Origin of the sequence: Nocardia transvalensis NBRC 15921, from assembly GCF_000308875.1 — a bacterium.
Classification (GTDB): domain Bacteria; phylum Actinomycetota; class Actinomycetes; order Mycobacteriales; family Mycobacteriaceae; genus Nocardia; species Nocardia transvalensis.
The window spans coordinates 20,121-43,631 of record NZ_BAGL01000083.1 but is presented as its reverse complement, the minus strand read 5'-3'; the positions used below and the strand labels follow the sequence as shown (position 1 = coordinate 43,631).

Below are 23,511 nucleotides of genomic sequence, written 5' to 3'. Positions count from 1 at the left end.
TCCCGGCCAAAAGCGTGCCGGGAAAGTGTGGGGTGCGCGCCGGGATGTGTGGGGTGCGTGCCGGAATGTGTGGCGGCCGCGCGGCGGGAAAGTGGGGGGTGCGTGCCACGAAGAGGGGGAGCGCGTCCCGGGGAATGCGGGGGTGCTGTAGGGGCGCGAAGGTCCGGGATGACGGGGGGCGGGGCGTCCGGTAAGACTGGCTCTGGCGGGGGCGTTCGGGCGTTAACGTGGCGGGCGGCTGCCGCGATGGGTGAGACGAATATGGCGAGAGTGGTGTGGCGTGTCGTGGGTATCGGGGCTGTCCCGGCTGGGGGCTGTGATTACAATCGCGCGTCGCCGTCGGAACGAGCGCGGGCGATCGCCGTGGAAACCGCTCGGTGTTGTGCGGAAGGAGCCTTCGCTGGGTCCCCAGAGTGCGTCGACGAATCCGGGCGCCGCGCCCGGCCTGCGCGATTCAGGGTACTTGCTGCTGCGGCAGTCCGACTTCGGTGTGACGCCCGCCGACTATGCCGTGCTGACCGGGGTCTACGACCGCGAACTCGACCTGGATCGCTTCCTCCCGGACGGTAAGCGCCACCGCAGCCGCGCCTACCAGTGCTTCGACCTCACGGTCGCCGGGCTGCGGTTCACGCCGAACGACAATCCGCGGCCCTATGTCCAGTCGATGTCGGTCAACCCGCTACAGGGCGGGCTGGAGCGCGAGTTCCGGCTCGTGCCCTCCGACCATCCGGTGACCGCGGTGACCGAGAAGGTCGCCCGCACGGTCGCCGAATCCCTGCTCGCCGCAGGCGTTCTGGACGAGAACGGCCCGGAGCGCATGGTCGTGGACGCCCACTACATCCGCATCGATGCGCCCGGTGAGCCGGCGCCCGAGGGTGTTCATCACGACGGTCTGCTCGCCGGTTCCGCGCATCTGGTGCGGCGGGTGGGCGTCATGGGCGGCGTCTCCGGTGCGTACGACAGCCCGACCCACTGCCTGGCGGGGTTCGAGCTGTCGGAACCGTTGGACTCCTTCGTATTCGACGATCGGAAGGTGATGCACTACACGACGCCCATCGCCGCGATCCCGGGTGCGGCGCAGGCCTTCCGTGATGTCCTGCTGATCGGGTTCCGGGCGATATGACGGATCGGGTAGCCGAATTCATCGCCCGGCTGGACACGCTGCTCCCCGAGTCCGAGCTGGTGGAGCTGGCGGCCGGGCTCGCGGCGATTCCCTCACCGACCGGCGGGGAGACTGAACTCGCCGTGCACATCCGGGACCTGTTGGAGCGGAACGGTATACGTAGCGAACTACATGAGGTTTCGGCTGGGCGGCAGCAGACCGTCGGCTGGGTCGGCCCGGCCGAGGGTAAGCCCGGGCTGCTGCTCAACGGTCATCTGGATATCGACCCGCTGGTGCTGGGCCACCCGGATGACCCGTACAGGGCGCGGCGTGTGGGTGACAAGCTGTACGGCGCCGGGCTGCATAATATGAAGAGCGGTCTGGCGGCAATCCTCGCCGCGGCAATGGCCGTGCGCCGCAGTGAGATCGAGCTGAACAAGCCTCTGCTGCTGGAGTTCGTGGTCGGAGAGTTGCAGGGTGGTCTCGGGACCCGGGAGGCGCTGCGCCGCGGATTGACCGCCGAGGCCGCGGTCGTCCCCGAGCCCTATTCGGTCCGCCGGGTCATCACCCGGACCGCGGGCGTCTACAAATTCGCGGTCGTGGTGCGCGGTGTGAGCGCGCACACCAGCCGCAGCCACGAGGGTGTCGACGCGCTGGCCGTACTGCGCGGCGTATGTGATCTGCTGGAGGACAACAGGCTTCGCCTTCCCGATGGGGCCGCGCTGTACAGCGACGATTTCCCGACGCTGCCGCGGCTCCAGATCGCCAGCATGGTCGCCGGGCGGGGCGAGGCGCACGACCTGTCCGGGGTGAGCTACTGCGCGGACAAGGCCACGGCCCTGGTGGATCTGCGCTACCCGCCGCCGTTCGAACCCGCGGACGTGGCCGACGCCCTCCGCGACGTGCTGTCCCAGGCCACCGCCCGATACCCGCGAGCGCACATCGCCTTCGACCATCCGCCCGATCCGGTCTTCGGCGTCGGCGGCACGGATATGCCCCCGATGGACGTCCCCGGCGACTCCGCGATCGTCGCCGACGTATCGAAGCTGCTGACCGAGGTATCCGAATTCACCGTCGAGGAAACAGGTTTGGCGCTGCCGTACTCCTATTGCGGCAACGACACCACCCACCTGTCCCGCGCGGGAATCGAATGCTGTCTGTTCGGTCCGCGGGGTGCGGGGGCGGATACCGAGCACCATGTCTTGGTGAGTGAGATGTCGGCTTGTGCGCGAACGTTGGCGGCGTTGGCGGTTTTGCGCTGCGGCTGAGCGAGTTTCCGGCCAAAAGCACGCCGGAAACAAGGAGCCCGCCGGAAACAAGGGGGCCCGCCGGAAACAAGGGGGCCCGCCGGAAACAAGGGAGGGCACGCCGGAAACAAGAGAGGGCACGCCGGAAACAAGAGGTGGGCGAGGTGCTGTCTCGAGTGAGAGGTGGGCGAGGCCCTCTCTCTTGTTCCCGGCACGCTTTTGGCCGGGATCTCAGTCCAACTCGGACAAAAGCCCACGCACCTCCTCAGCGAGGGGAATGCCGATGCGCTCGTACAGTTCCTGGGCCGTCTTCAAATAGCCGCGGGCCTCGTCGATACGGCCGTGGTCGGTGGCCAGGCGGCCCAGGCCGCGTAGGGCGTCGGCTCGGCCGCGGCGGTCGCCGATTTCCTGGGCTACCTCCAGGGAGTCGCGGTAGTAGCCGGCGGCGAGTTCGAAGCGGGCCGGGTCGCGGGCGGACAGCTGGCGTTCGATGTGGCCGAGGCCGCGCAGGGCGTCGACCTTGCCGAGCGGGTCCTTGATCTCGCGGGCCAGTTGCAGGGCGTATTCGAAGTTGTTGCGCGCCAATTGGAGATTGCCCGCGCGCCGGGCCAGATTGCCCAGGCCCCACAGCGCCCAGCCCTCGCCGTACTGGTCCTGTATCCGGCGGGCCTTGTCCAAGGCGCTGGTCAGATGCTGTTGTGCGGTATCGGTATTGCCGTCCAGCCGCTCGAGGTGGCCCAGGCCGCGCAGGGCGTCGCCCTCCAGCTTCACGTGATCGATGCTGCGGGCGATGTGCAGCGCGTACACGTAGTGCTGGCGGGCGGCGTCGTGGTCGCCGTGCAGCCGGACCGCTTCGGCGTAGCCCCACTGCACCGTGCCCACCCGCTCGGGATCGGCGAGTTCGATGGCGATGGACAGCGCCTCCTGCGACCAGCGTTCGGCGGCCCGGTAGTCGCAGGCCATGCGTCCCGTGCGGCTCAGGCCGTCGAGTGCGTCGCACTGGGTCGGCCGGTAGCCGATCTCGCAGGCGATGCGCAGCGCCTCGTTGAAGTGGTGCCGGGCGTCGGCGTGCTCGCCGGTGATCCACGCCGAATGGCCGCGCTCGCACTGCACCTCGGCCAGGCAGCGCATATCGCCGAGTTCGTCGGCGATATCGCGGACATCCAGGAACGCCTGGTCGGCCTGGACGTGGGCGCCTCGCATCCGCGACATCCGCCCCTGCCCGAGCAGCGCCCACGCCTGCCCCGGCCGGTCCTCGATCAGGCGGGCCATCACCAGCGCCCGCCCGTACAGCCGCTCGGCGCCCTCCCAGAACCCCAGCCCGCACAGATGGGCGGCCATCAGCCGGGCCAATTCGGCGGCTTCGGAAGTGGGGCGGGTGATTTCGAGGCTGCCCAGCAGCAGCTCCTGCTCCTTGGTGAGCCACGTCCGGGCCTGCGCCGCCGCCTCGGGCGGGTTCGGCGTCGGTTGCACGCCGACCGTGTGGAACGGCCGGATGGCGTTCACACTGCGCGCGATGGCGAGGCTGTGCCGGATGACACGGTCGATGACCGTGGCCCGTTCGGCGGGCGAACCGTCACGCTCGGCGTGCAATTGCGCGCCGAGCCGCAGCATGTCGTGCATCCGGTAGCGCGGGCCGCCGGGATCGGGCCGGATGTCGTCGGGCCGCGGATCCAGGAAACCGGCCTCGCAGAGCTTGAGTATCAACAGCTTTGCCGAGGCCTCGGACACATCGGCCAGCCAGGCGAAGGTCTGCGCGGTGACCTCGGTGCCCGGAAACCAGCCGAGCAGCCGGACCGCGTGCTGCAAAACCGGTTCGCGCAGGCGCTGATACGACAGTTCGAACGCGGCGCCGACCGATTCGTCCTCGGCGGAGAATCGCTCCAGGATGTGTTCGGCCGCCGACTCGTTGCCCTCGGAACCCACCGGGGTGCGCCGGATCTCGGCCGCCAGGCTCGCGAAGTCGGCGGCGCTGTCGGCGAGCATATTGGTGCCGTGGTGAGCGATCTGACCGGCGATCAGCTTGAGCGCCAAGGGAAGTCCGCCGGAGGTCTCCGAGATCTGGCGCACCGCGGCGCGATCGTACCCGTCGCGCAGGTTGGCCAATTTGACCAGCAGCTGCTCGGCCTCGCCGAGGGGCATACCGTCCAGATGGTAGGGGTGGACCGGACCGCTGCCGGACAGTCCGGTGAGCCGCTTGCGGCTGGTGATCAGGACGAAACAGCCGCGCGCCTGCGGGAGCAGGTCCTTGACCTGGGCGCTGTCGGCGGCGTTGTCGAAGACCAGGAGCATCCGCCGCGCGCTCATCGCCTGCCGCCACTGCCTGGCCCGGCGGCCGGCGTCCGCCGCGATCGCCGTGGGCGGGACCTTGATCTGCAACAGCAGCCACTCCAGCAGATCGGTGGGTTCGGCGGGATCGCGGCCGGGGGTGTAGCCGAGCAGGTCGGCCCAGATGGTGCCGTCCGGATAGTGCTTGTAGAACGCGCTGACCGCGTACCGGGCCAGCGCCGTCTTCCCGACACCGGGCGGGCCGTCGATCACGTGCACCGCCACGCCGTCCCGCTCGATATGCGCCGAAACCCGTTTGTGCAGTTCGGATCTGGCGTCGTCGCGGCCGGTGAAGGCGGGCACCTCCGGCGGCAGGTCGCCGACCAGCACGGCCCCCGGGTCCGCGCTGCGCAGCAGGACGGCCTCGCGATACTCGCGGTGCTCGCCGGCGGTCATATGGGCGAGATCCGCGAGATCGACCAGCTGATCCCAGGACGTGCCGTAGATGGTGGCCAGCTTCTTGAGCACCTCGGCGGTCGGCCGCACCCCTTTCGGGCGGTTGCCGTCACCCTGCGGGCCGCCCGGCCAGGTCTCGTACTCGGAGATGCGGCTCGGCTTCATGGTGTCGCTGTTGGAGAGGTCGTTGAATTGGTCGCAGACGTTCTCCTGGGTGAAGTTGTTGACGTAGCGCCACGCCGCTCGCGCGCGATATCCCTGTTGCCGTAATTCGGCCACGAACGGCTCGCGCATTTCATGATCACTCAGCCCGAGTTCGCGGAACCGGGTGTACGCCGCCTCGACCGCCCGTGGGCGGCGCGGTTTATGCGAATGATCGGACCTGTCTCGGGCCACCGAGCGCCTCCCCCGCGAGGTCCGGGTGGGCCGCCGGGGCGGGATCCGCGGTCGCGGAAGCGGATTCGGCATTCCGACCGGACGTGCTGTGTGTGATGCGTCCTTCGTAGCAGGACCTGTTCTCCCAGGTCAAGAGGTTGTGGCGATGTGAAGAAATTAACCCGAAACGTGTGATCGACGGTGCCGTTCCGCCTCGTCAGCATGGGGTTATCGGCCGGCATACCGGTCGGCGGGAGAAAGGAACGCACAAATGGGAATTGTCGCCACGGACTGGTTGATCACGAGCGATGTGGCCCTGGAGGTTGCATTTCGCATCGATCTCCCGGGACCGGACCGGGGCCGGTGGGTGCTGTCGTACCTCCCGGCCGAATGCCGATTCACGCGGGCCGAGGCGCTCGTCGGCGTGGTACTGGCCGAAATGGTCGTGCTCGAACTGGAAGGTTCCGACGACGACTGGGACGGCGAGATGGCCGCGGCGTACGCGGCCGAATTGGGCCTGAGCCTGAACGACGCGCTGTGCCTGCTCGCGCTGCGCGGGTTCCCGCTCACCGAGGGCGGTGACGACGCGGAGCCGGAAACCGTCCCGCCCTGTACGACGGGAGGGCGCCGATGATCCTGCTCGGTCCGTTGATCATCGTTCTGCCGAGGGGAACGCTGGTCTGGACCATCGCCCTGTTCCTCGGCGCGGTGATCTTCGCGATCGGGGTGCTGATCGTCGTCTCGACCGCCGACGCCGACCGGGCGCATTCCGGGACGCCGAGCCGGTACACCGGCGTCACGACACCCGGATACCGCACGTGCGAGCCGTTCTGCGGCGCCGCGCCCGGTACCGCGACGAGCGCGGCGAGACCGTGACATCGCCGTGGAAAGCACTGCCCCCCTTCGATTGTCGACCAATGGAGTTCACAATGAGCGCACCCAAGATTCCGTTCGAGGAGAACCTGCCGCCGCCTCGCTCGCCGTTGCATCCGGTCCTCGCGGTGGCGGTCAGCGCCGGGCTGGGCGCCGGTGTCGGATTCGTCTCCGGGGACTGGCCGTCGGCCGTCACGGTCTTCGTGACCAGCGCCGGACTGCTGGGAGCCAGGCAGATGAGGGAGCGCCGCCGGCGCACGGACGATGGAGGTGAGTAACGCGAACGCAACCGCGGGCCGCCGTGACGCAATCTTTCCGCAACCAGCGGGTTCTAAGTTGGACACGAGCGGCCCCGACCCGGGCCCGGGAGTAGGTGGATGTCGTGGACGTGGACACGATCCGTGAGCTGGTGATCGCCCGCGATCGCGCGGATCTCGGGGCGCTGCACGGTAATTCGGCCGTGCTGGCGGGCGGCACCTGGCTGTACTCCGAACCGCAGGAGCACCTCGAGCGGCTGGTGGATATCACGGCGCTGGGCTGGCCGTCGCTGAGCGTCACGCCGGAGGGGTTGGAGATCGCCGCTACCTGCACGCTTGCCGAGCTGGAGGAGGTAGGCGCGGGGGAGTGGCCGGCCGCCGCGCTCTTCGCGCAGGCGGGCCGGGCGCTGGTGGCCTCGCACAAGATCAGGCGGGTGGCGACGGTGGGCGGGAATGTCTGCCTGGCGCTGCCCGCGGGCGCGGTGCTGGCCGCCTTGACCGCGCTGGACGGGACGGCGGTGGTGTGGACGGCGGCGGGTGGTGAGCGGCGAATTCCACTGTCTCGCTTCGTACTCGGCCCGGGACGGACGGTCCTGGGTGTGGGGGAGGTGCTGCGTTCGGTAATCGTCTCGGATGCGGCATTGCGCGCACGCACCGCGTTTCGGAAGATCGCGTTGACGCCGCTGGGCCGGTCGGGGGCGGTGGTGATCGGCCGGGCCGATGCCGACGGTGGTTGCGCTGTCACTCTCAGCGCCGCGACCGTTCGGCCGATCGTGCTGCGATTCGGCACATTGCCTTCGCATAGCGACCTTTCGGCAACCGTTATGGGTCTGGATCCTGCTGTCTGGTACGACGATCCGCACGGTGCCCCCGTGTGGCGTCGCCACGTGTCCGCGCTGTTGGCGCGGGACGTCGTGGCCGAATTGGGCGGGGTGAGGTCGTGAGGTTCGAGGTGGACGGCGTGGCCGTCGAGATGTCGCCCCGGCCGGGGCAGTGCCTGCGCACGGTGCTGCGGGAGACCGGGCGGATATCGGTCAAGAAGGGGTGCGATGCGGGGGACTGCGGAGCGTGTTCGGTGCTGGTCGACGGGACGGCCGTGCACTCCTGCGTGTATCCGGCCCATCGCGTCGACGGCCGGACCGTCACCACGGCCGCCGGGCTCGGAGCGCCGGACGAACCCCACCCGGTGCAGCGGCGATTCGTGGAGGCCGGTGCGTTCCAGTGCGGGTTCTGCACCGCGGGAATGGTGGTCACCGCCTGCGATCTGGAGGCGCGTCACCCCGGCGGTATTGCCGCCGAGGATCTTCCGGAACTGCTGAAGGGAAACCTCTGCCGCTGCACCGGATACCGCGCCATCGGTGAGGCTGTTCTCGGGGGCGCGATCCGGCGCGATCCGGGCCTGGATCCACCGGCCGCAGCGCGCATCGTCACCGGCACCGAACCCTTCACCATGGATACGTGTCCCGTTGTCCCCCGGACGAGTCCGGATGAGGGCCTGAGTCATCGAATGTCGGGGCCATCCGACCCGGCGGCAGCGACGAATGACTCTACGGACGCCCCGCTGGCTTCGCCGCTGCAGCTGGCGGTGTTGACGAGTCCGCACCCGCACGCCCGGATCGTCTCGATCGACGCCACGGAGGCCGAGGCGATTCCGGGTGTGCGTGCGGTGCTGACCTATGCCGACAGCCCGGCCGTGCCGTTCTCCACGGCGCGGCACGAGATCCGGGAGGACGATCCGGACGACACCGTCGTCCTCGATCGGATCGTGCGCTTCGCCGGGCAGCGCGTGGCCGCCGTCGTCGCCGAGACCCTCGACGCCGCCCGCGCCGGATGCCGCGCGCTGCGCGTGGAGTACGAGCCGCTGCCCGCCGTGTTCGATCCGGAACGGGCGCTGTCGCCGGACGCGCCCGCGCTGCACGGGGACAAGGACGATTCCGCGCGCATCGCGGACCGGGAGCGCAATATCGCCGCCGAGGTGCACGGGAGCGCAGGCGATGTCGGGGCCGGGCTGGCCGCGGCGGCCGCGGTCGTGCACGGCGTGTGGCACACCCATCGGGTGCAGCACGTCCACCTGGAGACGCACGGTAGTATCGGATGGCTCGACGAGCGCGGCCGTCTCGTGATCCGGACCAGCACTCAGGTGCCGTTCCTGGTGCGAGACGAACTGAGCCGTCTCTTCGCACTGCCGCGCGAGCGGGTGCGGGTCTTCGCGGCGCGGGTGGGCGGCGGCTTCGGCGCCAAACAGGAGATGCTGTCGGAGGACCTGGTCGCGCTGGCGGTCCTGCGCACCGGGCGTCCCGTGTCCTACGAATTCACCCGGTCCGACGAATTCACGTCCGCCACCTGCCGCCATCCCATGCGGGTCGAGGTCACGGCGGGCGCGGACGCCGAGGGCAGGCTCACCGCGCTGGCCGTCGACGTCCTCGCCGATGCGGGAGCGTACGGAAACCACAGTGGCGGGGTGCTTTTCCACGGTGTCAACGAATCGGTCGCCCTGTACCGCTGTGCCGCCAAGCGCGTCGACGGCCGCGCCGTCTACACCAATACCGTTCCGTCCGGCGCCTTCCGCGGCTACGGCCTCGGGCAGGTGAGCTTCGGCATCGAATCCGCGCTGGACGAACTCGCTCGTCGCATCGGCCTGGACCCCTTCGAATTCCGCCGCCGCAACGTGGTCCGGCCCGGCGACGCGCTCGTCGGCGGCACCTGTGCGGAGGACGACGACCTGGCCTTCGGCAGCTACGGCCTCGACCAGTGCCTCGACCTGGCGGAGAAAGCGCTTCATGCCGCGACCGGAGATATGAACTCGGTATCTTCCGGAGCCTGGCGCGTCGGCGAAGGTATGGCGGCCGCCATGATCGCCACGATCCCGCCGCGCGGCCATCACGCCACGGCGGAGGCCGAACTGCTCCCCGACGGGACCTACGAAATCCGCGTGGGCACAGCCGAATTCGGCAACGGCACCACCACCGTCCACGCCCGGCTGGCTGCCTCCGCCCTGCACACCGACCCCGCCCACATCCGCGTCCGCCACGCCGACACCGACCTCACCGCCTACGACACCGGCGCATTCGGCTCCACCGGAATCGTGGTAGCGGGCAAGGCAGTCCACGCCGCCAGCCTCCGCCTCCGCGACATGCTGCTGGCCCGTGCCGTGGAGATAGCCCAGGAGCCCGGCGCGGTGCTCGAGGCCGGTGGGGTTCGGGTGGGTGGTCGTCTGTTCACCGCTCGGGAGTTGCTGGGGGAGGGGCCGTTACGTGCGGTGGCTGCGCATGACGGGACGCCTCGGTCGGTGGCGTTCAATGTGCAGGCGTTTCGGGTTGCGGTGAATGTCGATACCGGGGAGGTTCGGATTCTGCGGTCGGTGCACGGGGCGGATGCGGGGACCGTGTTGCACGAGCGGCAGTGCCGGGGGCAGGTGGAAGGGGGTGTGGCGCAGGCGATCGGCGGTGCGCTGTATGAGGATATGCGGGTGGAGCAGGGCATCGTGACCACGAAAACCCTGCGTCACTACCACATTCCGCAGTACGCGGATCTGCCTCGCACCGAGGTGCACTTCGCCAGGACTGCCGACGAATTCGGTCCGCTGGGCGCCAAGTCGATGAGCGAATCGCCCTACAACCCGGTCGCCCCGGCCCTCGCGAACGCCATTCGCGATGCCGTGGGCGCGCGCCCGCACCGGCTGCCCCTGACGGCCGACCGGATCTGGGCGCTGATCGCCGAGGATTCCGGCCGGGAGCACACCGGAACGGGGATGGGACGCAAGCGATCTCAGGCGAACAGGTCGCGCACGAACGGCACCGAGTCCGGCAGCGACGCGTTCACCGTTCCGCTGTGATCGGTCGGATAGGTCTTCAGGGTGACCGGCTGCTGGTTGGCTCGCAGGACCGCGGCGAACCGTAGCGTCTCCGGGGTGATCACGTCGGTGTCGCGCAGGCCCTGGCCCAGGAACAGCGGCCGGTCGTAGCCGGATTCCGGCAGGCCCAGGTAGCGGGCGAGCAGTCCGTGCACATCGGGGATCTCCGACAGCGGCCGCGCGAACAGGTTGCCGATCACCACGTTCCGCGCCGCCAGCCCGTCGCCCAGGGGCAGCAGGCATTCGGTGCGGGCCCGCTCCAGCCAGTCCCGGCCGGATTCGGTGAGGAAGGATTCGATGTTCAGCTCGGGATAGGTCGTGCGCAGGCCGTTGAGGATGTACAGCGCGTACCCGGTGGTGTGCGGGCTCAGCTTCACCGGCGGCACGCCCGGTCCGGCCGGCGTCACCAGATCCTCGATGTAGGCGGGGATGCCGGTGGCGACCGCGCCGCGGTAGTCCAGCTCCGGCCCGCCGAATTCGGTGGCGTAGCGCGCGGTGTTGACCGCGGCCCCCGCGCCCTGGGACTGGCCGACCACCACCCACCTGTTCGACATCGACGGATAGTGCGCGGTCGCGGCCTTCACCGCGTCCACCACGTTGTGCGCCTCGACCACGCCGTTGAGGTACGGGTGCTCGCCGGGGGTGCCGAGTCCGGCGTAGTCGGCGGCGACGATCGCGTAGCCCTGCCGCAGCCACGTTCCCAGGTAGGCCCAGTCCCGGTCGACGTCGCCGGGTCCGCCGACGCTGTAGGCGCAGTCGTCACCGAGCCCGACCGTGCCGTGCGCCCACGCGACGACCGGCCAGCCACCGGCGGGCGGCTCGCCCGGCGGGAAGTACACGGCGGCGCTGGCGACGGTGGGCTCGTCGCGGACGGTGGTGCTCGTATAGAGCAGGCGCTCGGAGTTCACCGAGCCGGGCAGCGTCGCCTGCGCCGACAGGGGCTGCACGGATTCGACGACGCCGGTGGCCGCCGGATCCGCGGCCGCGACGGCCGGCAGTCCCGAGATCCCGGCCGCGGACAACAGGGCCGTGACCGCCGCTACGCACAGTTTTCGCATGGTGTTCCTTTCGCCGGATCGGGGGCACCGGTCCCTCCCCTGGCGGTGCGAGGAACAGTCTTGCACTGGTCAATTGACCAGCTGCCTCGGGCGCGCCGGTTTCGCGTCCGGGGCCCTGGAAGTGGCCGGGCGCACACGGCGGGCGCCCGCCGCATCGTGTGAAGGTCCTCACAGCCGGGAATGGCGGTCCGGGAAATCCGTCGGTGGCCGAGATCACCGAAACAGTACGGGCGTTACGCAAAAGCCCATGTCAGCCCTACTCGGGAGTAGAGTTGAGATATGCAATCACTGGGCAAATTTTGCAAAATTAGCAAAAGGCCTGGTCCAGCTAGCAGAGATTCACAGTAGCAACAGGTAGACGGCAATTTTCTGTTGTGCCATCGTGTGGATGTACACCCGATGGGCATAGCAAGCCTGCAAATTGCCGCTCCAGCAGAGTTCGGACATCGCGACGGATTCCGAACATGGGGCACGACCGAACGAAGAAGTGGAGTCAGAGATGTCGACTGCCGGCACCCCGAAGACCGCTGCGGAAATCCAGCAGGACTGGGACACCAATCCGCGCTGGAAGGGCATCACCCGTAACTACACCGCCGAGCAGGTGGCCAAGCTGCAGGGCACCGTCGTGGAGGAGCACACGCTCGCCCGGCGCGGCGCCGAGATCCTGTGGGAGCAGGTCAACAGCGGTGAGTACATCAACGCCCTGGGCGCCCTGACCGGCAACATGGCCGTGCAGCAGGTCCGCGCCGGCCTGAAGGCCATCTACCTGTCCGGTTGGCAGGTCGCCGGTGACGCGAACCTCTCCGGCCACACCTACCCGGACCAGAGCCTCTACCCGGCCAACTCGGTTCCGTCGGTGGTGCGCCGCATCAACAACGCGCTGCTGCGCGCCGACGAGATCTCCCGCGCCGAGGGTGACACCTCGGTCGACAACTGGCTCGTGCCGATCGTCGCCGACGGCGAGGCCGGCTTCGGTGGCGCGCTGAACGTCTACGAGCTGCAGAAGGCCATGATCGCCGCGGGCGCCGCCGGCACCCACTGGGAGGACCAGCTGGCGTCGGAGAAGAAGTGTGGCCACCTGGGCGGCAAGGTGCTCATCCCCACCTCGCAGCACATCCGCACCCTGACCTCCGCCCGCCTGGCCGCCGACGTGGCCGGCACCCCGACCGTGGTCATCGCGCGCACCGACGCCGAGGCCGCCACCCTGATCACCTCCGACGTGGACGAGCGCGACCAGCCGTTCATCACCGGTGAGCGCACCGCCGAGGGCTTCTACCACGTCAAGAACGGCATCGAGCCCTGCATCGCGCGGGCCAAGGCCTACGCCCCGTTCTCCGACCTGATCTGGATGGAGACCGGCACCCCGGACCTGGAGCTGGCCCGCAAGTTCGCCGAGTCGGTCAAGAGCGAGTTCCCGGACCAGCTGCTGGCCTACAACTGCTCGCCGTCCTTCAACTGGCGCAAGCACCTGGACGACGCGACCATCGCGAAGTTCCAGAAGGAGCTGGGCGCGATGGGCTTCAAGTTCCAGTTCATCACCCTGGCCGGCTTCCACGCGCTGAACTACTCGATGTTCGACCTGGCCTACGGCTACGCCCGCGAGGGCATGACCGCCTACGTCGACCTGCAGGAGCGCGAGTTCGCGGCCGAGGAGCGCGGCTACACCGCCACGAAGCACCAGCGTGAGGTCGGCGCCGGCTACTTCGACGCGATCGCCACCACCGTCGACCCCGACAGCTCGACCACCGCGCTGAAGGGCTCGACCGAAGAGGGCCAGTTCCACTGAGAGGCTGTGTTGAATTGCCGAGCCTCCGGCACGGCGGTTTGCGGCCTCTTGGCCCCGGCGTTCGGCACCCGGCGCTCGCGACTTCGTCGCATGCGCGCCGGGCACCGAACACCGGGGCGGCCGCAAACGGTTGTGGTTGCCAGGCTGGGTGATTCGATATGAACCGCAGTGCTTGCACCCTTCCGTCGCACCGCCCGGCGTCGCTCCGGGCGCGGCGGGAAGCCGGGGCCCAGTCCGCATCACCTGGGCCCCGGCTTCCGAACCGCCCTTCCCGCCGAACAGCCCCGGCGGGGAGGGCATCCTTATAACGTTTCCCGTCGAAGGAAAGGGCTTACCGGCCCTCTTCTTCGCCCCACAGCCCCAAGCCAAGACGACCAGCAGGAGCGGGACGTGAGCAGCGAAAAGATTCAGCGCGTCGGCATCATCGGCGCCGGACAGATGGGCGCCGGAATCGCGGAGGTGTGCGCCCGGGCGCATGTCGACGTGCTCGTGTTCGAACAGACGCGGGAACTGGCCGCCGCCGGCCGCGCCCGGATTCTGCGCTCGCTCGATCGCGGCGTGTCCAGCGGCAAGATCACCGAGCGGGAGCGCGAGCAGACCGCCTGGCGCCTGCGGTTCACCTCCGACCTCGGCGACTTCGCCGACCGCCAGTTGGTGGTCGAGGCGGTCGTGGAGAACGAGGAGGTCAAGACCTCGATCTTCGCCGAGCTGGACAAGGTCGTCACCGATCCGAACGCGGTGCTCGCCTCCAACACCTCCTCGATCCCGATCATGAAGATCGCCATGGCCACCAACAACCCCGATCGGGTGGTGGGCATGCACTTCTTCAACCCGGTTCCGGTGCTGCCGCTGGTGGAGCTGGTGACCACGCTCAAGACCAGCGACGCGGTGTCCAAGCGCGCGGAGAACTTCGCCGCCGAGGTGCTGGGCAAGCAGGTCGTGCGCTCGGCCGACCGCTCCGGCTTCGTGGTGAACGCGCTGCTGGTGCCGTATCTGCTCTCGGCGATTCGCATGGTCGAGTCCGGGTTCGCCACCAAGGAGGACGTCGACAAGGCCATGGTGCTCGGGTGTGCGCACCCGATGGGCCCGCTGGCGCTGACCGATCTGGTCGGGCTGGACACGGTGAAGTCCATCGCCGATTCGATGTACTCGGAGTTCAAGGAGCCTTTGTACTCCGCGCCGCCACTGCTGATGCGGATGGTGGAGGCGGGGTTGTTGGGGAAGAAGGCCGGGGCGGGGTTCTACCAGTACAACCGTGCTTGATGGCGCCGCCTCCGGCGTCGCGTGTTCGCGGCCTCTGAGGCTCGCGTCGGAGCGGCCGAGACTCGCGCCTTCGGCGCATGCGCTTCGGCCACTCCGACGCGAGCCGGCCGCGAACGTCGCTCGTAAGACTCGCTCCCGAGGTGGTTGCGGGGGCATCGAACGATTGTTTTCCGCCGACTACACCGCCTCCACCGATCGGGGCGGTATTCACCAGCACCGGGCATAAGCTGCACAGAGGGTCGGGATGAACCCTGCGGCTCGGAAGGAGTGTCCCGCTCATGGTCAACGTCACCGATGGCTTCGGATCGAGCATTCTCGGCTATCCGAGGATCGGACCGCACCGGGAACTCAAGCGTGCGCTGGAGGCGTACTGGCGCGGGTCGCTGGAGCGGGAGGAACTGCTCGCGGTCGGGCGGGAGATTCAGGACACCCAGTTCGCCGAGTTGCACGCGGCCGGCCTGACCCAGGTGCCGGGTAACACCTTCTCCTTCTACGATCACATTCTCGACAACGCGCTGCTGTTCGGCGCGGTGCCGAAGCGGTTCGAGCCGTATCGGGAAGATCTGCACCCGTTGGACTTCTACTTCCTGATGGCCCGCGGCCGCCCCGATCTGCCGCCGCTGGAGCTGGTGCGTTTCTTCGGCACCAACTACCACTACCGCCAGCCGGAACTCGACGCCGATACCGAATTCTCGCTGCATCCCGAGGCCCTGCTCGACGAGTGGGATCGGGCCAAGGCGGCCGGGATCGAGCAGCGGCCGGTCGTGCTCGGGCCGATATCGCTGCTGCTGCTGTCCAAGGCCGGCCAGGTCCCGGGCGAGCCCGAATTCGACCAGCTGGCTCTGCTGGACCGGCTGCTGCCGGTGTACGAGGAACTGCTCGAGATCCTCGCCAAGCGCGGCTCGACATGTGTGCAGCTGGACGAACCGTGCTTCACCAGCGATCGCAGCCCCGCGGAACTGGCGGCGTTCGAGCGTGCCTACCAACGACTTTCGACCGCGCCACTGCGGCCCCGCATCCTCGTCACCGGCCAGTACGGCGACTTCGGCGAGGCCGTGCGCATCCTGGCCGCCACGCCCGTGGAGGCGATCGGGCTCGATCTGGCCAGCCACCGGATCCGGCCCGAGGAACTGGCGCAGATCCCCGGTATCCGCCGCAAGCGCCTGTACGCGGGCGTGATCAGCGGGACCAACGTGTGGCGCGCCGACCGCTACGTCACGTTGCAGTACCTCAACGAACTCGCCAAGGTGTGCCCCGATCTGGTGGTGTCCACGGGCACCACGCTGCTGCACGTGCCCTACGACGTGCTCGTCGAATACGACATCGACGGTAATGTCGCCGACCGCCTCGCCTTCGCGAAACAGAAGGTCCTGGAAGTGGTTTCGCTGGCGAAGGCCCTCACCGAGGGCCCGTCGGAGAAGTGGCGCAAGCGGCCGGGTGAGGTGCACTTCAAGCAGAAACACGCGGTGCGGCAACGGGTTTACGCGCTGACGCCGCAGATGCGCGAGCGCGAACCCTACGAGGTGCGCCGAGAAGCCCAGCGCGCCAAGCTGAATCTGCCCGTCGTGCCCGCCACCACGCTGGGCTCGTTCCCGCAGACCGCGGCCGTCCGGCAGGCCCGCTACGAACTCGGCGAGGGCCGGCTGTCCTACGACGAGTACCGCAAGCGGATCGAGGCCGAGATCGAGTCGACCATCCGGTTGCAGGAGGACATCGGCCTGGACGTGCTCGTGCACGGCGAGCACGAGCGCAACGACATGATCCAGTACTTCGCCGAACTGCTCGACGGGTTCGCCACCACCCGCTTCGGCTGGGTGCAGGTGTACGGCTCGCGCAACGTGCGGCCGCCGATCCTCTACGGCGACGTGGCGCGGCCGAAGCCCATGTCGGTGGAGTGGATCACCTACGCCCAGTCGCTGACCGACAAACCGGTGAAAGGCATTGTGACCGGACCGGTCACGATGGTGGCGCGCTCGTTCGTGCGGCAGGACCAGCCGCTGTACGAGACAGCCGACCAGGTGGCGCTGGCCATCCGCGACGAGCTGGCGGATCTGGAGAAGGCCGGGGTGTCGATCATCCAGGTCGACGAGCCGGCCGTGCGCGAACTGCTGCCGCTGCGTCCCGACGGTCGCACGGAGTACCTGCGCTGGGCGGTCAACGCCTTCCGGTTGGCCACCTCGGGCGTCAAACCCGAGACACAGATCCACACGCATATCGCCTATTCCGGGCGGGCGGAAATCGTGCGGGCGATCGAGGAACTGGACGCCGACGTCACCGCCATCGTCGCCACCCGCTCCATCGAATGGGTGGTCAAGGCGCTGCAGGAGGACGCCGAGGAGGGCAACGGGCTCTCGCACGGCGTCGGTCCCGGTGTCTACGAGAGCCGGTCCGCGCGCATCCCGGACATCGACGAGCTGGACGAACTGCTCACCGCGGCGGCCGACGCGGTTACCCCGGAGCGGCTGTGGGCCAATCCCGACGGCGGGTTGAAGACCCGGCACTTCTGGCAGCTGGAGCCGTCGCTGCGCAATCTGGTCGCGGCTGCGCGGCGGGTGCGGCGGCGTGCCGACAGTTAGCCTGGAGAGGCCAGGTTTTCGCGACAGGAGATGCGTCATGGGAATGTTCGACCAGCTGAAGAAGGCGGCCGACCTCGCCGGCAAGCACGCCGACAAACTCGAGCCGGTGATCGACAAGGTCGGTGACGCCGTCGACAAGCAGACCGGCGGCAAGTACGCCAAGCAGGTCGACAAGGCGCAGGAGACGGCCAAGAAGACGCTGCGCGAGCAGGGCCACAAGTAGTCACCGAAGCCACGGCGGTCCGGGTGCCTCGCACCCGGGCCGCCGTGGCGTTTTGGTACCCCTCCGGCGTTTCGCCGCGCGCATACACCGATTCCCCCGCTCGCGGACATAGTATCGGCAATCGATCCGTTACTGCTCTTCGCGTCGAAGGGATGAGTGATGCGTTCGCTGGCCGTGCTGCTTCCCGTTATAGGTTTGTGCACGGTGCTGGGGGTGAGTGCGGCCTCCGCGGATCCGGATCCGGATATCTCCCAAGTCCGGGACGGCAGTTCGTCTCCGCCTGGAGCGAATGACTGGCAATGCAAATCGGACGAGCCCGTCGTGCTCGTCCACGGGACGTGGGGGAATCAGAACAACTGGGATGTCCTGTCGCCGAAGCTGAAAGACGAGGGGCACTGCGTCTTCGCGCTGAACTACGGGCGCGACACGTCGAGCCTGTACGGATCGCAGCCGGGGGTCTACGGCACCGGGGATATCCGGACGTCGGCCGGGCAGCTCGCCGAATTCGTCGGCCGGGTCCGCGAGGCGACCGGGGCGGCGCAGGTGGATATCGTCGCGCATTCGCAGGGCGGGCTCGTCGCGCGCCAGTTCATGCGATTCGGCGGCGGGGCGAATCCTGTTGATCCGCAACACAATGTGGTGCGCCAGCTGATCACCGTCGGCGCCACCAATCACGGCACCACCGCCAGCAACCTCGGCTATCTGCTGCCCAGCGGCAGCGCCTCCGGCCCGGGGGAAGCGGCCGTGGCCCGCGTGCTCGGACCGGCCGCGGCCCAGCAGGTCGTCGGCAGTGAATTCCTGCGCACCCTCAACGCCGGCGGCGATACCGAACCCGGCGTGCGGTACACGGTGGTAGCCAGCCACTTCGACGAGATGTCCACGCCGCCCGAGGCGACATTCCTGAACGCCGGACCCGGCGCGCTGGTGAACAACGTCTGGGTCCAGAACATCTGTGCCAGTGACACTTTCGACCACGGCAAGATGCTGCGATCGCCCGCCGTGATCCAGATAGTGCAGCAGGCGCTGGATCCGGGCTCTCCCGAGGTCCTCTGTACGGGGTGACTAGGCGCCGTCGCGCAGGGAACGGATCATGCTCCGCAGGATCCGGCGCGCGTCTGCCTGCTCGGTCTCGGTCATGCCGGCCAGCATTCCGATCTCGACGGACCGGACCGCCGCGGTCGCCTTCTCCAGCCTCCGCCGGCCGCGAGGCGTGAGCCGTGTGGGGAGCGCCTTCCCGACGGGCGCCGCCTCGGGCCTGGTCACCTCGCCCTCTCGTTCCAGGGTCTGGAGCAGCACGTTCATCGTCTGCCGGGTCACGAACGCGCCCCGCGCCAACTCGGAGTTCGACAAGCCCGGTCGCTGAGCCAGCAGCTCGAGGCAGGAGTAGTGCGTCACGCTCATCCCGAGCGGCCGCAGGACCTCCTCCATGGCCGCGCGCAGGGCGCTCGACGCCTCCTTCAGCAGGTAGCCCAGTGACGTCTCCAGGTCGACCCCGTCTTGACTCATGTCAGTATTCTGACATACATTGACCTATGTCAGAAGACTGACACGTAAGGAAGGAGCTTCACATGCCCGCCACCGGCCCCGACTTCATCTCACTCCAAGCGCGCGACCTCGCCGCTTCGCAGGCGTTCTACGAGAAGTACCTCGGCCTCGTCCGCTCGCCGGCCGGACCTCCGCACGCCGTGGTCTTCGAGACGAAGCCGATCGCGTTCGCACTCCGCGACATCGTCCCCGGCACCGATCTCGCCTCCGTCGCCCAGCCCGGCATCGGCGCCGCGATCTGGCTCCACGCCACCGACGTCCAGGCCATCCACGACGCACTCGTCGCCGACGGCCACCCCATCGTCTCCGCCCCGATCGACGGCCCCTTCGGCCGCACCTTCACCTTCGCCGACCCCGACGGCTACCGAATCACCCTCCACGACCGCACCTGACCGGTCGGTCGCAAGCTACTGCCCGGCGGCGAATGCCTGTACGGCGTCGATGAATTCCTGGCCACCCATGGCGTACCCGCCGGCGATTCCGCCGAGCACGATGCCCGCGGGGATGCTCACCAGCCATAGGGGAATGAGGAGGACTCCGATGATTCCGCCGATGACGGCGCCAGTCGCGACGCCGGTCTGGTTCTTGTAGATCTGCTCCATGAGCCGGTCGTAGGAGCCGACCTGGTGGGGCTCTCCCGCTGTCGGAATGAGGGTGAGGGTACGGCCGCCCCCACCTATTCTGCCCGATACAGGAATGGCGCCCTGCGTCGTTTCGTATCGCAGTGGTACCTCGGTGGCCGGTGTTCCGTCCGCGTGCTCGACGGCGACCGCGGCACCGTTCGAGGTGAATTCAAAACGGCCGTTGCGGAGTTCGGCTGTAATCGTCCGGTCGGCCGGGTTGACCGTGAGGTGGTACTCGACGCCGTGATCAACGCCGGATGTCGCGTTACCGAACGTTGTCACGGCCGGTTGCCGGTCGGTGTCCACCGGTCGGCCGTGGGCCGTCGCGGTGGTGATGCTCATGGCCGCGGTTGCCGCCAAGACGGTGGTGGCAATGTGTCCGAACCGCATTCCTGTCCCTCTGCTCACTGCCGGGTGCCGTTCTCCGCGCCGATGACGCCTCCGACGACGGCACCGAGCGCTCCCCACCCGACACACGCCACCGGCAGGAGCGGCAGTGTGAATATGAATGCGGCGCTGGTGAAAGCGCCGAGACCGCATCCGATCGCCGCACCCTGTGCCGCACTCGCGAGGGCGGCGGACGCCATTCGATCCGCCCGGCTCGGCGCGATTCCGACCGAGCGGAAGTATTGCGATATCTGCGCCTCGGGCTGTGCTCCGGCCATATTGACCTGGTCCACCTGCTCCGGGCTGAGGAAATCCGGAGCGGGCATGACATTGTCGCCGAAGCGCAGCGTCTCCGGCGGCGGCACGATGGGCGCCACGGGCGGTTCGGGTTCCGGGGCATGCAGCGCCTCCGGTTGCAGCGGCGCGACATAATCGCGTTGCGGCACGGAGCGATACGGCGCGTAATCGGTTTCCGGTGCGACTCCTCGCCGATCGTCCTCCGGGGAGACATAAGCCGTCGGCGGAGGCGATTTCGGGGGCGGCGTGGTAACCCCCGGTTGTACTTGACTCGGAGCCGGTGATGCCTCGGGAGAGGGCTGATTGGGTGTGGTCACGCCAGGCTGCGGGGCGATCACCTGGATGGGCGAAGCGTGTGCGATCGCGCTGCCGGTGACAATGGTGGTAACGGGAACCACACTCACCGCCGCGCGCAACATGATTCGCTGCGTGCCCGTTTGTCTGCGATGTTTCGCCATGGAAGATCGGCCCCCTCATCATCCCCGTGTCTCGACGCGTGCGTCGAATGACGTTGGCACACTAACCGATACGGGAACGCTGGTCCAGTCTTCCGGGCGGGGTCACAAAAGAGTGTGCGCAGGCGCTGAAAGCGCCTGCGCACACTCGAATTTCAGAGATGGTAGGTCACGGCTGGCCGGTGGCGACGGCCTGGACGGCGTCGAGGAATTCCTGGCCGCCCTGGATGTAACCGCCCGCGATGCCGCCGACTACCCAGCCGATGGGCGCGGTGATCAGGGACAGGATTCCGAAGCCGAGCAGGGCGCCGACGAAGCCGCCCACAATGACGCCGAGGACAACGCCGACGCCATTCTTGACGACCTGGTCCCGGAGGTTATCGATGGCGCTGACGTTCTTCAGCTCGCTGATGTCCTCGGCGGTCGGCTGCGGCGTCATCGTGAGCGCGTGACCGTCGGCGGCGATCTGCTGGGCAATGGCGATCGAACGGCCACCGAGTTCGTAGGTCTGCGGGACCTCCATCAGCGTCGAGCCGTCCTCGGCCCGCAGTGCCACGGTGCCGTTCTGGGCGACCTCGAACCGGCCGTTCTCGACGGTGGTGGTGATCGCGCGGTCGATCGTGGAAACGGTTGTGCGGTAGTTGACTCCGTGATCGACGCCTGAAGTCGCATCCCCCGCCGTCACTGCCGCCGGCTGCTCATTGACCGTGGCCGACTCGCCGTGCGCGGTTGCCGCGGTGATCCCCGTGGCGGCGATGGCCATGAAAACGGTAGCAGTGATCTTTCCGAACTTCATTACTTGAATTCCTCCCGTTGTCTGCCCCGAATGGGCGACCGATTACGACCGTAGAGCAAATGGATGGCTCTGTCGCGCAAAGGTTCCCATTAGGGGGAGGCCGATCGCGACGTGGCGAAGAATGGGCGCAGGCGTGTACAGGCGCGGGAAAAGCGCCTGTACACGTGCGTATTTCAGTTACTGGTTCGTCACGGCTGGCCGGTGGCCACGGCCTGCACCGCATCCAGGAATTCCTGGCCACCCAAGGCGTATCCGCCGGCGATCGCGCCCGCGACCGCGCCGATGGGCCCGGTGATCAGGCTGAAAATTCCGAAGCCCACCAGGCCGCCGAGGAAACCGCCGACCATGGCACCGGCGACGACCCCGAGGATATTCTTACTGGCCTGTGCGATGAGGTTGTCCATCGCGGTGATGTTCTTCAATTCGCTGATGTCGTCAGCGGTGGGCTGCGGCGTCAGCGTCAGACTGCGGCCGTCCACGGAGATCCGCTGCGCGATCGCGATCGAGCGACCGGCGATCTCGTAACTCTGCGGAACCTCGGTCACCGCAGCACCGTCTTCGGACCGGAGTACGGCAGCGCCGTTGCCGGCGGTCTCGAAACGGCCGTTGTCGACTGCGGTGGTGATGACCTTGTCCACCGGAGAAACCGTTGTGTGGTAATTGATTCCGTGATCCACCCCGGAAGTTGCGTTCCCCGCCGTCACTGCCGCCGGCTGTTCCGCGACTGCCGCGGGCTCCCCGTGTGCCGTGGCCGCTGTGATCCCCGTAGCGGCGATGGCCATGAAAACGGTAGCAGTGATCTTTCCGAACTTCATTCTGTTGAATTCCCTCCACTTGTCTGCCCCGGACGGGGCGACCGGGTAAGACCCTAGGGCAGATGGATTGCGTTGTCGCGCAGGGGGTCCGCGGACAGTGACGAGGAATTGATTGCCAGATGTTATCTGCTGTTGTCACGGGCGGGTGGATATCGTGCTGTCGATCGCGTGCGATGTGCGGGAATGCCTTGCCCACTTCAACGTTGCTGTGTGACTTGATCGTTGGGAAAAATAGTGTCCCGAAACGGCGCGTCGCGGTGTGTTTCAGCGTTCTTCGCGCGTGTAAGGAACCCTGGATCAGGGTTGTCCGGACCGGCCACTTTTCCGAGGTAGCTCCTTCAAGGCCGCCGACAGGTAGGCGCGAGTCTTTGCCGCGCTCAACGCGGACTGTTCGATCGCGTCCCATGTTTGACGGTAACGCGTTACCTGCTGCTCCTCCTCGAAGTAGAGGGCGCTGCCGACTCCGACTTCGACATAGACGACCGGTGGTCCGGGGTCGAGGTCCGCCTTATTGTCGAATTCCAGGATGATGAACGAGTTGACCTCCGTTCCGCGATAGATACCGACGTCGAACGGGACGAGTCGGATGCTGACGTTCGGGAGTTTGGACACCTGGGTGATGTGTCGCACCAGGCCGGGAGCAAGTTGGGAGTCACTCAGCGCGCGGTGGAGTACGCACTCGTCGAGTATCACGTCGAGCTTGGGCCGAGAGTCGGTGAGTACCGCTTGGCGGCTCATCCTGAGTTCGACGTGGCTTTCGATCTCATCGGCGGTGAGGTCGGGGCTGGTGCGAAGCAGGGCTCGGGCATAGTCCTCGGTTTGCAGCAGGCCAGGTATGCGAGCGCTCTGGAAAATAGAGAGTGTAGTGGTCTCCTTTTCGAGGGCTACGTAGGTGCTGAGCGGAACCCCCGACTGGGTATGACCGAGGGCGTGCCACCAGCCACGGGTCGATTCCGCCTCTGCGGCAAGTGTTTTCAGGTTCTCCCTGGTCTCTGCTGATGCGTCGTAGATCTCGCACAGCTTGTCGATATAGATCTGTTTGAGCTTGCACGGTTGCCCTTTGAGCATCTTCGTCACGGTTGTGTGGTGCAGATCGACCTGTTCGGCCACGTCCTTGATGTAGAGGCCCGACTGCTCGTGCAACTTGGACAGGATGCGTGCGACCTGGCGGCGAGGTACCGATGGGGCATTCGGTTGGGGTGGCATGGCGGGCTCCGTCTCTCTAACAGGGGAAACGAGGTCTCAAGAGTACTTCG

At 67.8% G+C, this 23,511-nt stretch carries 21 protein-coding genes; 13 read left to right on the top strand and 8 right to left on the bottom strand.

Annotated features, from left to right (window positions below):
- Window positions 1–382: 382 nt before the first annotated feature.
- A complete protein-coding gene (locus ON41_RS29065; protein ID WP_040751205.1) occupies window positions 383–1,123 on the top strand; it encodes a 2OG-Fe dioxygenase family protein in 741 nt (246 codons plus the stop codon).
- A complete protein-coding gene (locus ON41_RS39370; protein ID WP_051162721.1) occupies window positions 1,120–2,370 on the top strand; it encodes a M20 family metallopeptidase in 1,251 nt (416 codons plus the stop codon). The genes ON41_RS29065 and ON41_RS39370 overlap by 4 nt, the downstream gene beginning before the upstream one ends.
- A gap of 210 nt (window positions 2,371–2,580) precedes the next feature.
- Here the strand turns inward: ON41_RS39370 and ON41_RS29055 are convergent, their stop codons facing one another.
- On the bottom strand, window positions 2,581–5,367 hold the full coding sequence (locus ON41_RS29055; protein ID WP_040751204.1) for a tetratricopeptide repeat protein: 2,787 nt from the start codon (window positions 5,365–5,367) through the stop codon (window positions 2,581–2,583).
- A gap of 352 nt (window positions 5,368–5,719) precedes the next feature.
- Between ON41_RS29055 and ON41_RS29050 the strand changes: the two genes are divergently transcribed.
- From ON41_RS29050 to ON41_RS29030, 5 genes are all read left to right on the top strand, one after another.
- Entirely contained in the window at window positions 5,720–6,082 is a 363-nt protein-coding gene (locus tag ON41_RS29050; RefSeq protein WP_040751203.1) for a hypothetical protein, read from the top strand.
- Window positions 6,079–6,324, top strand: coding sequence for a hypothetical protein (locus ON41_RS29045; RefSeq protein ID WP_040751202.1), 246 nt, complete (start codon window positions 6,079–6,081; stop codon window positions 6,322–6,324). The genes ON41_RS29050 and ON41_RS29045 overlap by 4 nt, the downstream gene beginning before the upstream one ends.
- Before the next feature lie 53 nt (window positions 6,325–6,377).
- Window positions 6,378–6,599 carry a hypothetical protein gene (locus ON41_RS29040; protein WP_157185654.1) on the top strand — a complete coding sequence of 74 codons (222 nt, stop codon included), beginning with the start codon at window positions 6,378–6,380 and terminating at the stop codon, window positions 6,597–6,599.
- A 104-nt stretch (window positions 6,600–6,703) separates the two neighbouring features.
- On the top strand, window positions 6,704–7,522 hold the full coding sequence (locus ON41_RS29035; RefSeq protein WP_040751261.1) for an FAD binding domain-containing protein: 819 nt from the start codon (window positions 6,704–6,706) through the stop codon (window positions 7,520–7,522).
- A complete protein-coding gene (locus tag ON41_RS29030; protein ID WP_083905712.1) occupies window positions 7,519–10,413 on the top strand; it encodes a molybdopterin-dependent oxidoreductase in 2,895 nt (964 codons plus the stop codon). Before ON41_RS29035 ends, ON41_RS29030 begins: the two co-directional genes overlap by 4 nt.
- On the opposite strand, the gene ON41_RS29025 is transcribed toward ON41_RS29030, so the two are convergent.
- On the bottom strand, window positions 10,347–11,489 hold the full coding sequence (locus tag ON41_RS29025; protein WP_040751200.1) for an alpha/beta hydrolase family protein: 1,143 nt from the start codon (window positions 11,487–11,489) through the stop codon (window positions 10,347–10,349). The two genes, ON41_RS29030 and ON41_RS29025, sit on opposite strands and share 67 nt — an antisense overlap.
- A 499-nt stretch (window positions 11,490–11,988) precedes the next feature.
- On the opposite strand from ON41_RS29025, the gene aceA reads away from it, so the two are divergent.
- From aceA to ON41_RS29000, 5 genes are all read left to right on the top strand, one after another.
- A complete protein-coding gene (aceA, locus tag ON41_RS29020) occupies window positions 11,989–13,275 on the top strand; it encodes an isocitrate lyase (protein WP_040751199.1) in 1,287 nt (428 codons plus the stop codon).
- Between the two features lie 390 nt (window positions 13,276–13,665).
- On the top strand, window positions 13,666–14,538 hold the full coding sequence (locus ON41_RS29015) for a 3-hydroxybutyryl-CoA dehydrogenase (RefSeq protein WP_040751198.1): 873 nt from the start codon (window positions 13,666–13,668) through the stop codon (window positions 14,536–14,538).
- A gap of 278 nt (window positions 14,539–14,816) precedes the next feature.
- Complete coding sequence (metE, locus tag ON41_RS29010) at window positions 14,817–17,114, top strand: 5-methyltetrahydropteroyltriglutamate--homocysteine S-methyltransferase (protein WP_040751197.1); 2,298 nt, start codon at window positions 14,817–14,819, stop codon at window positions 17,112–17,114.
- Window positions 17,115–17,151: 37 nt separating this feature from the next.
- A complete protein-coding gene (locus ON41_RS29005; protein WP_040751195.1) occupies window positions 17,152–17,337 on the top strand; it encodes an antitoxin in 186 nt (61 codons plus the stop codon).
- Between the two features lie 321 nt (window positions 17,338–17,658).
- Window positions 17,659–18,399 (top strand): esterase/lipase family protein, encoded by a 741-nt coding sequence (locus ON41_RS29000; protein WP_373281370.1) that lies wholly within the window; start codon window positions 17,659–17,661, stop codon window positions 18,397–18,399.
- Here ON41_RS29000 and ON41_RS28995 read toward each other — a convergent pair whose 3' ends face one another.
- A complete protein-coding gene (locus ON41_RS28995; RefSeq protein ID WP_040751193.1) occupies window positions 18,400–18,843 on the bottom strand; it encodes a MarR family winged helix-turn-helix transcriptional regulator in 444 nt (147 codons plus the stop codon).
- A 62-nt stretch (window positions 18,844–18,905) separates the two neighbouring features.
- On the opposite strand from ON41_RS28995, the gene ON41_RS28990 reads away from it, so the two are divergent.
- Window positions 18,906–19,274 carry a VOC family protein gene (locus ON41_RS28990; RefSeq protein WP_040751192.1) on the top strand — a complete coding sequence of 123 codons (369 nt, stop codon included), beginning with the start codon at window positions 18,906–18,908 and terminating at the stop codon, window positions 19,272–19,274.
- A 15-nt stretch (window positions 19,275–19,289) separates the two neighbouring features.
- Here ON41_RS28990 and ON41_RS28985 read toward each other — a convergent pair whose 3' ends face one another.
- The 5 genes from ON41_RS28985 to ON41_RS28965 form a co-directional block, all read right to left on the bottom strand.
- Window positions 19,290–19,895 (bottom strand): DUF8020 domain-containing protein, encoded by a 606-nt coding sequence (locus ON41_RS28985; RefSeq protein WP_040751191.1) that lies wholly within the window; start codon window positions 19,893–19,895, stop codon window positions 19,290–19,292.
- A 14-nt stretch (window positions 19,896–19,909) separates the two neighbouring features.
- Window positions 19,910–20,338, bottom strand: coding sequence for a hypothetical protein (locus tag ON41_RS28980; RefSeq protein WP_051162719.1), 429 nt, complete (start codon window positions 20,336–20,338; stop codon window positions 19,910–19,912).
- Between the two features lie 475 nt (window positions 20,339–20,813).
- Complete coding sequence (locus ON41_RS28975; protein WP_040751190.1) at window positions 20,814–21,440, bottom strand: DUF8020 domain-containing protein; 627 nt, start codon at window positions 21,438–21,440, stop codon at window positions 20,814–20,816.
- Window positions 21,441–21,628: 188 nt separating this feature from the next.
- Window positions 21,629–22,255, bottom strand: a complete 627-nt coding sequence (locus tag ON41_RS28970) for a DUF8020 domain-containing protein (RefSeq protein ID WP_040751189.1) — start codon at window positions 22,253–22,255, stop codon at window positions 21,629–21,631.
- Between the two features lie 297 nt (window positions 22,256–22,552).
- On the bottom strand, window positions 22,553–23,398 hold the full coding sequence (locus tag ON41_RS28965; RefSeq protein WP_040751188.1) for a DUF5753 domain-containing protein: 846 nt from the start codon (window positions 23,396–23,398) through the stop codon (window positions 22,553–22,555).
- Between the last annotated feature and the right edge of the window lie 113 nt (window positions 23,399–23,511).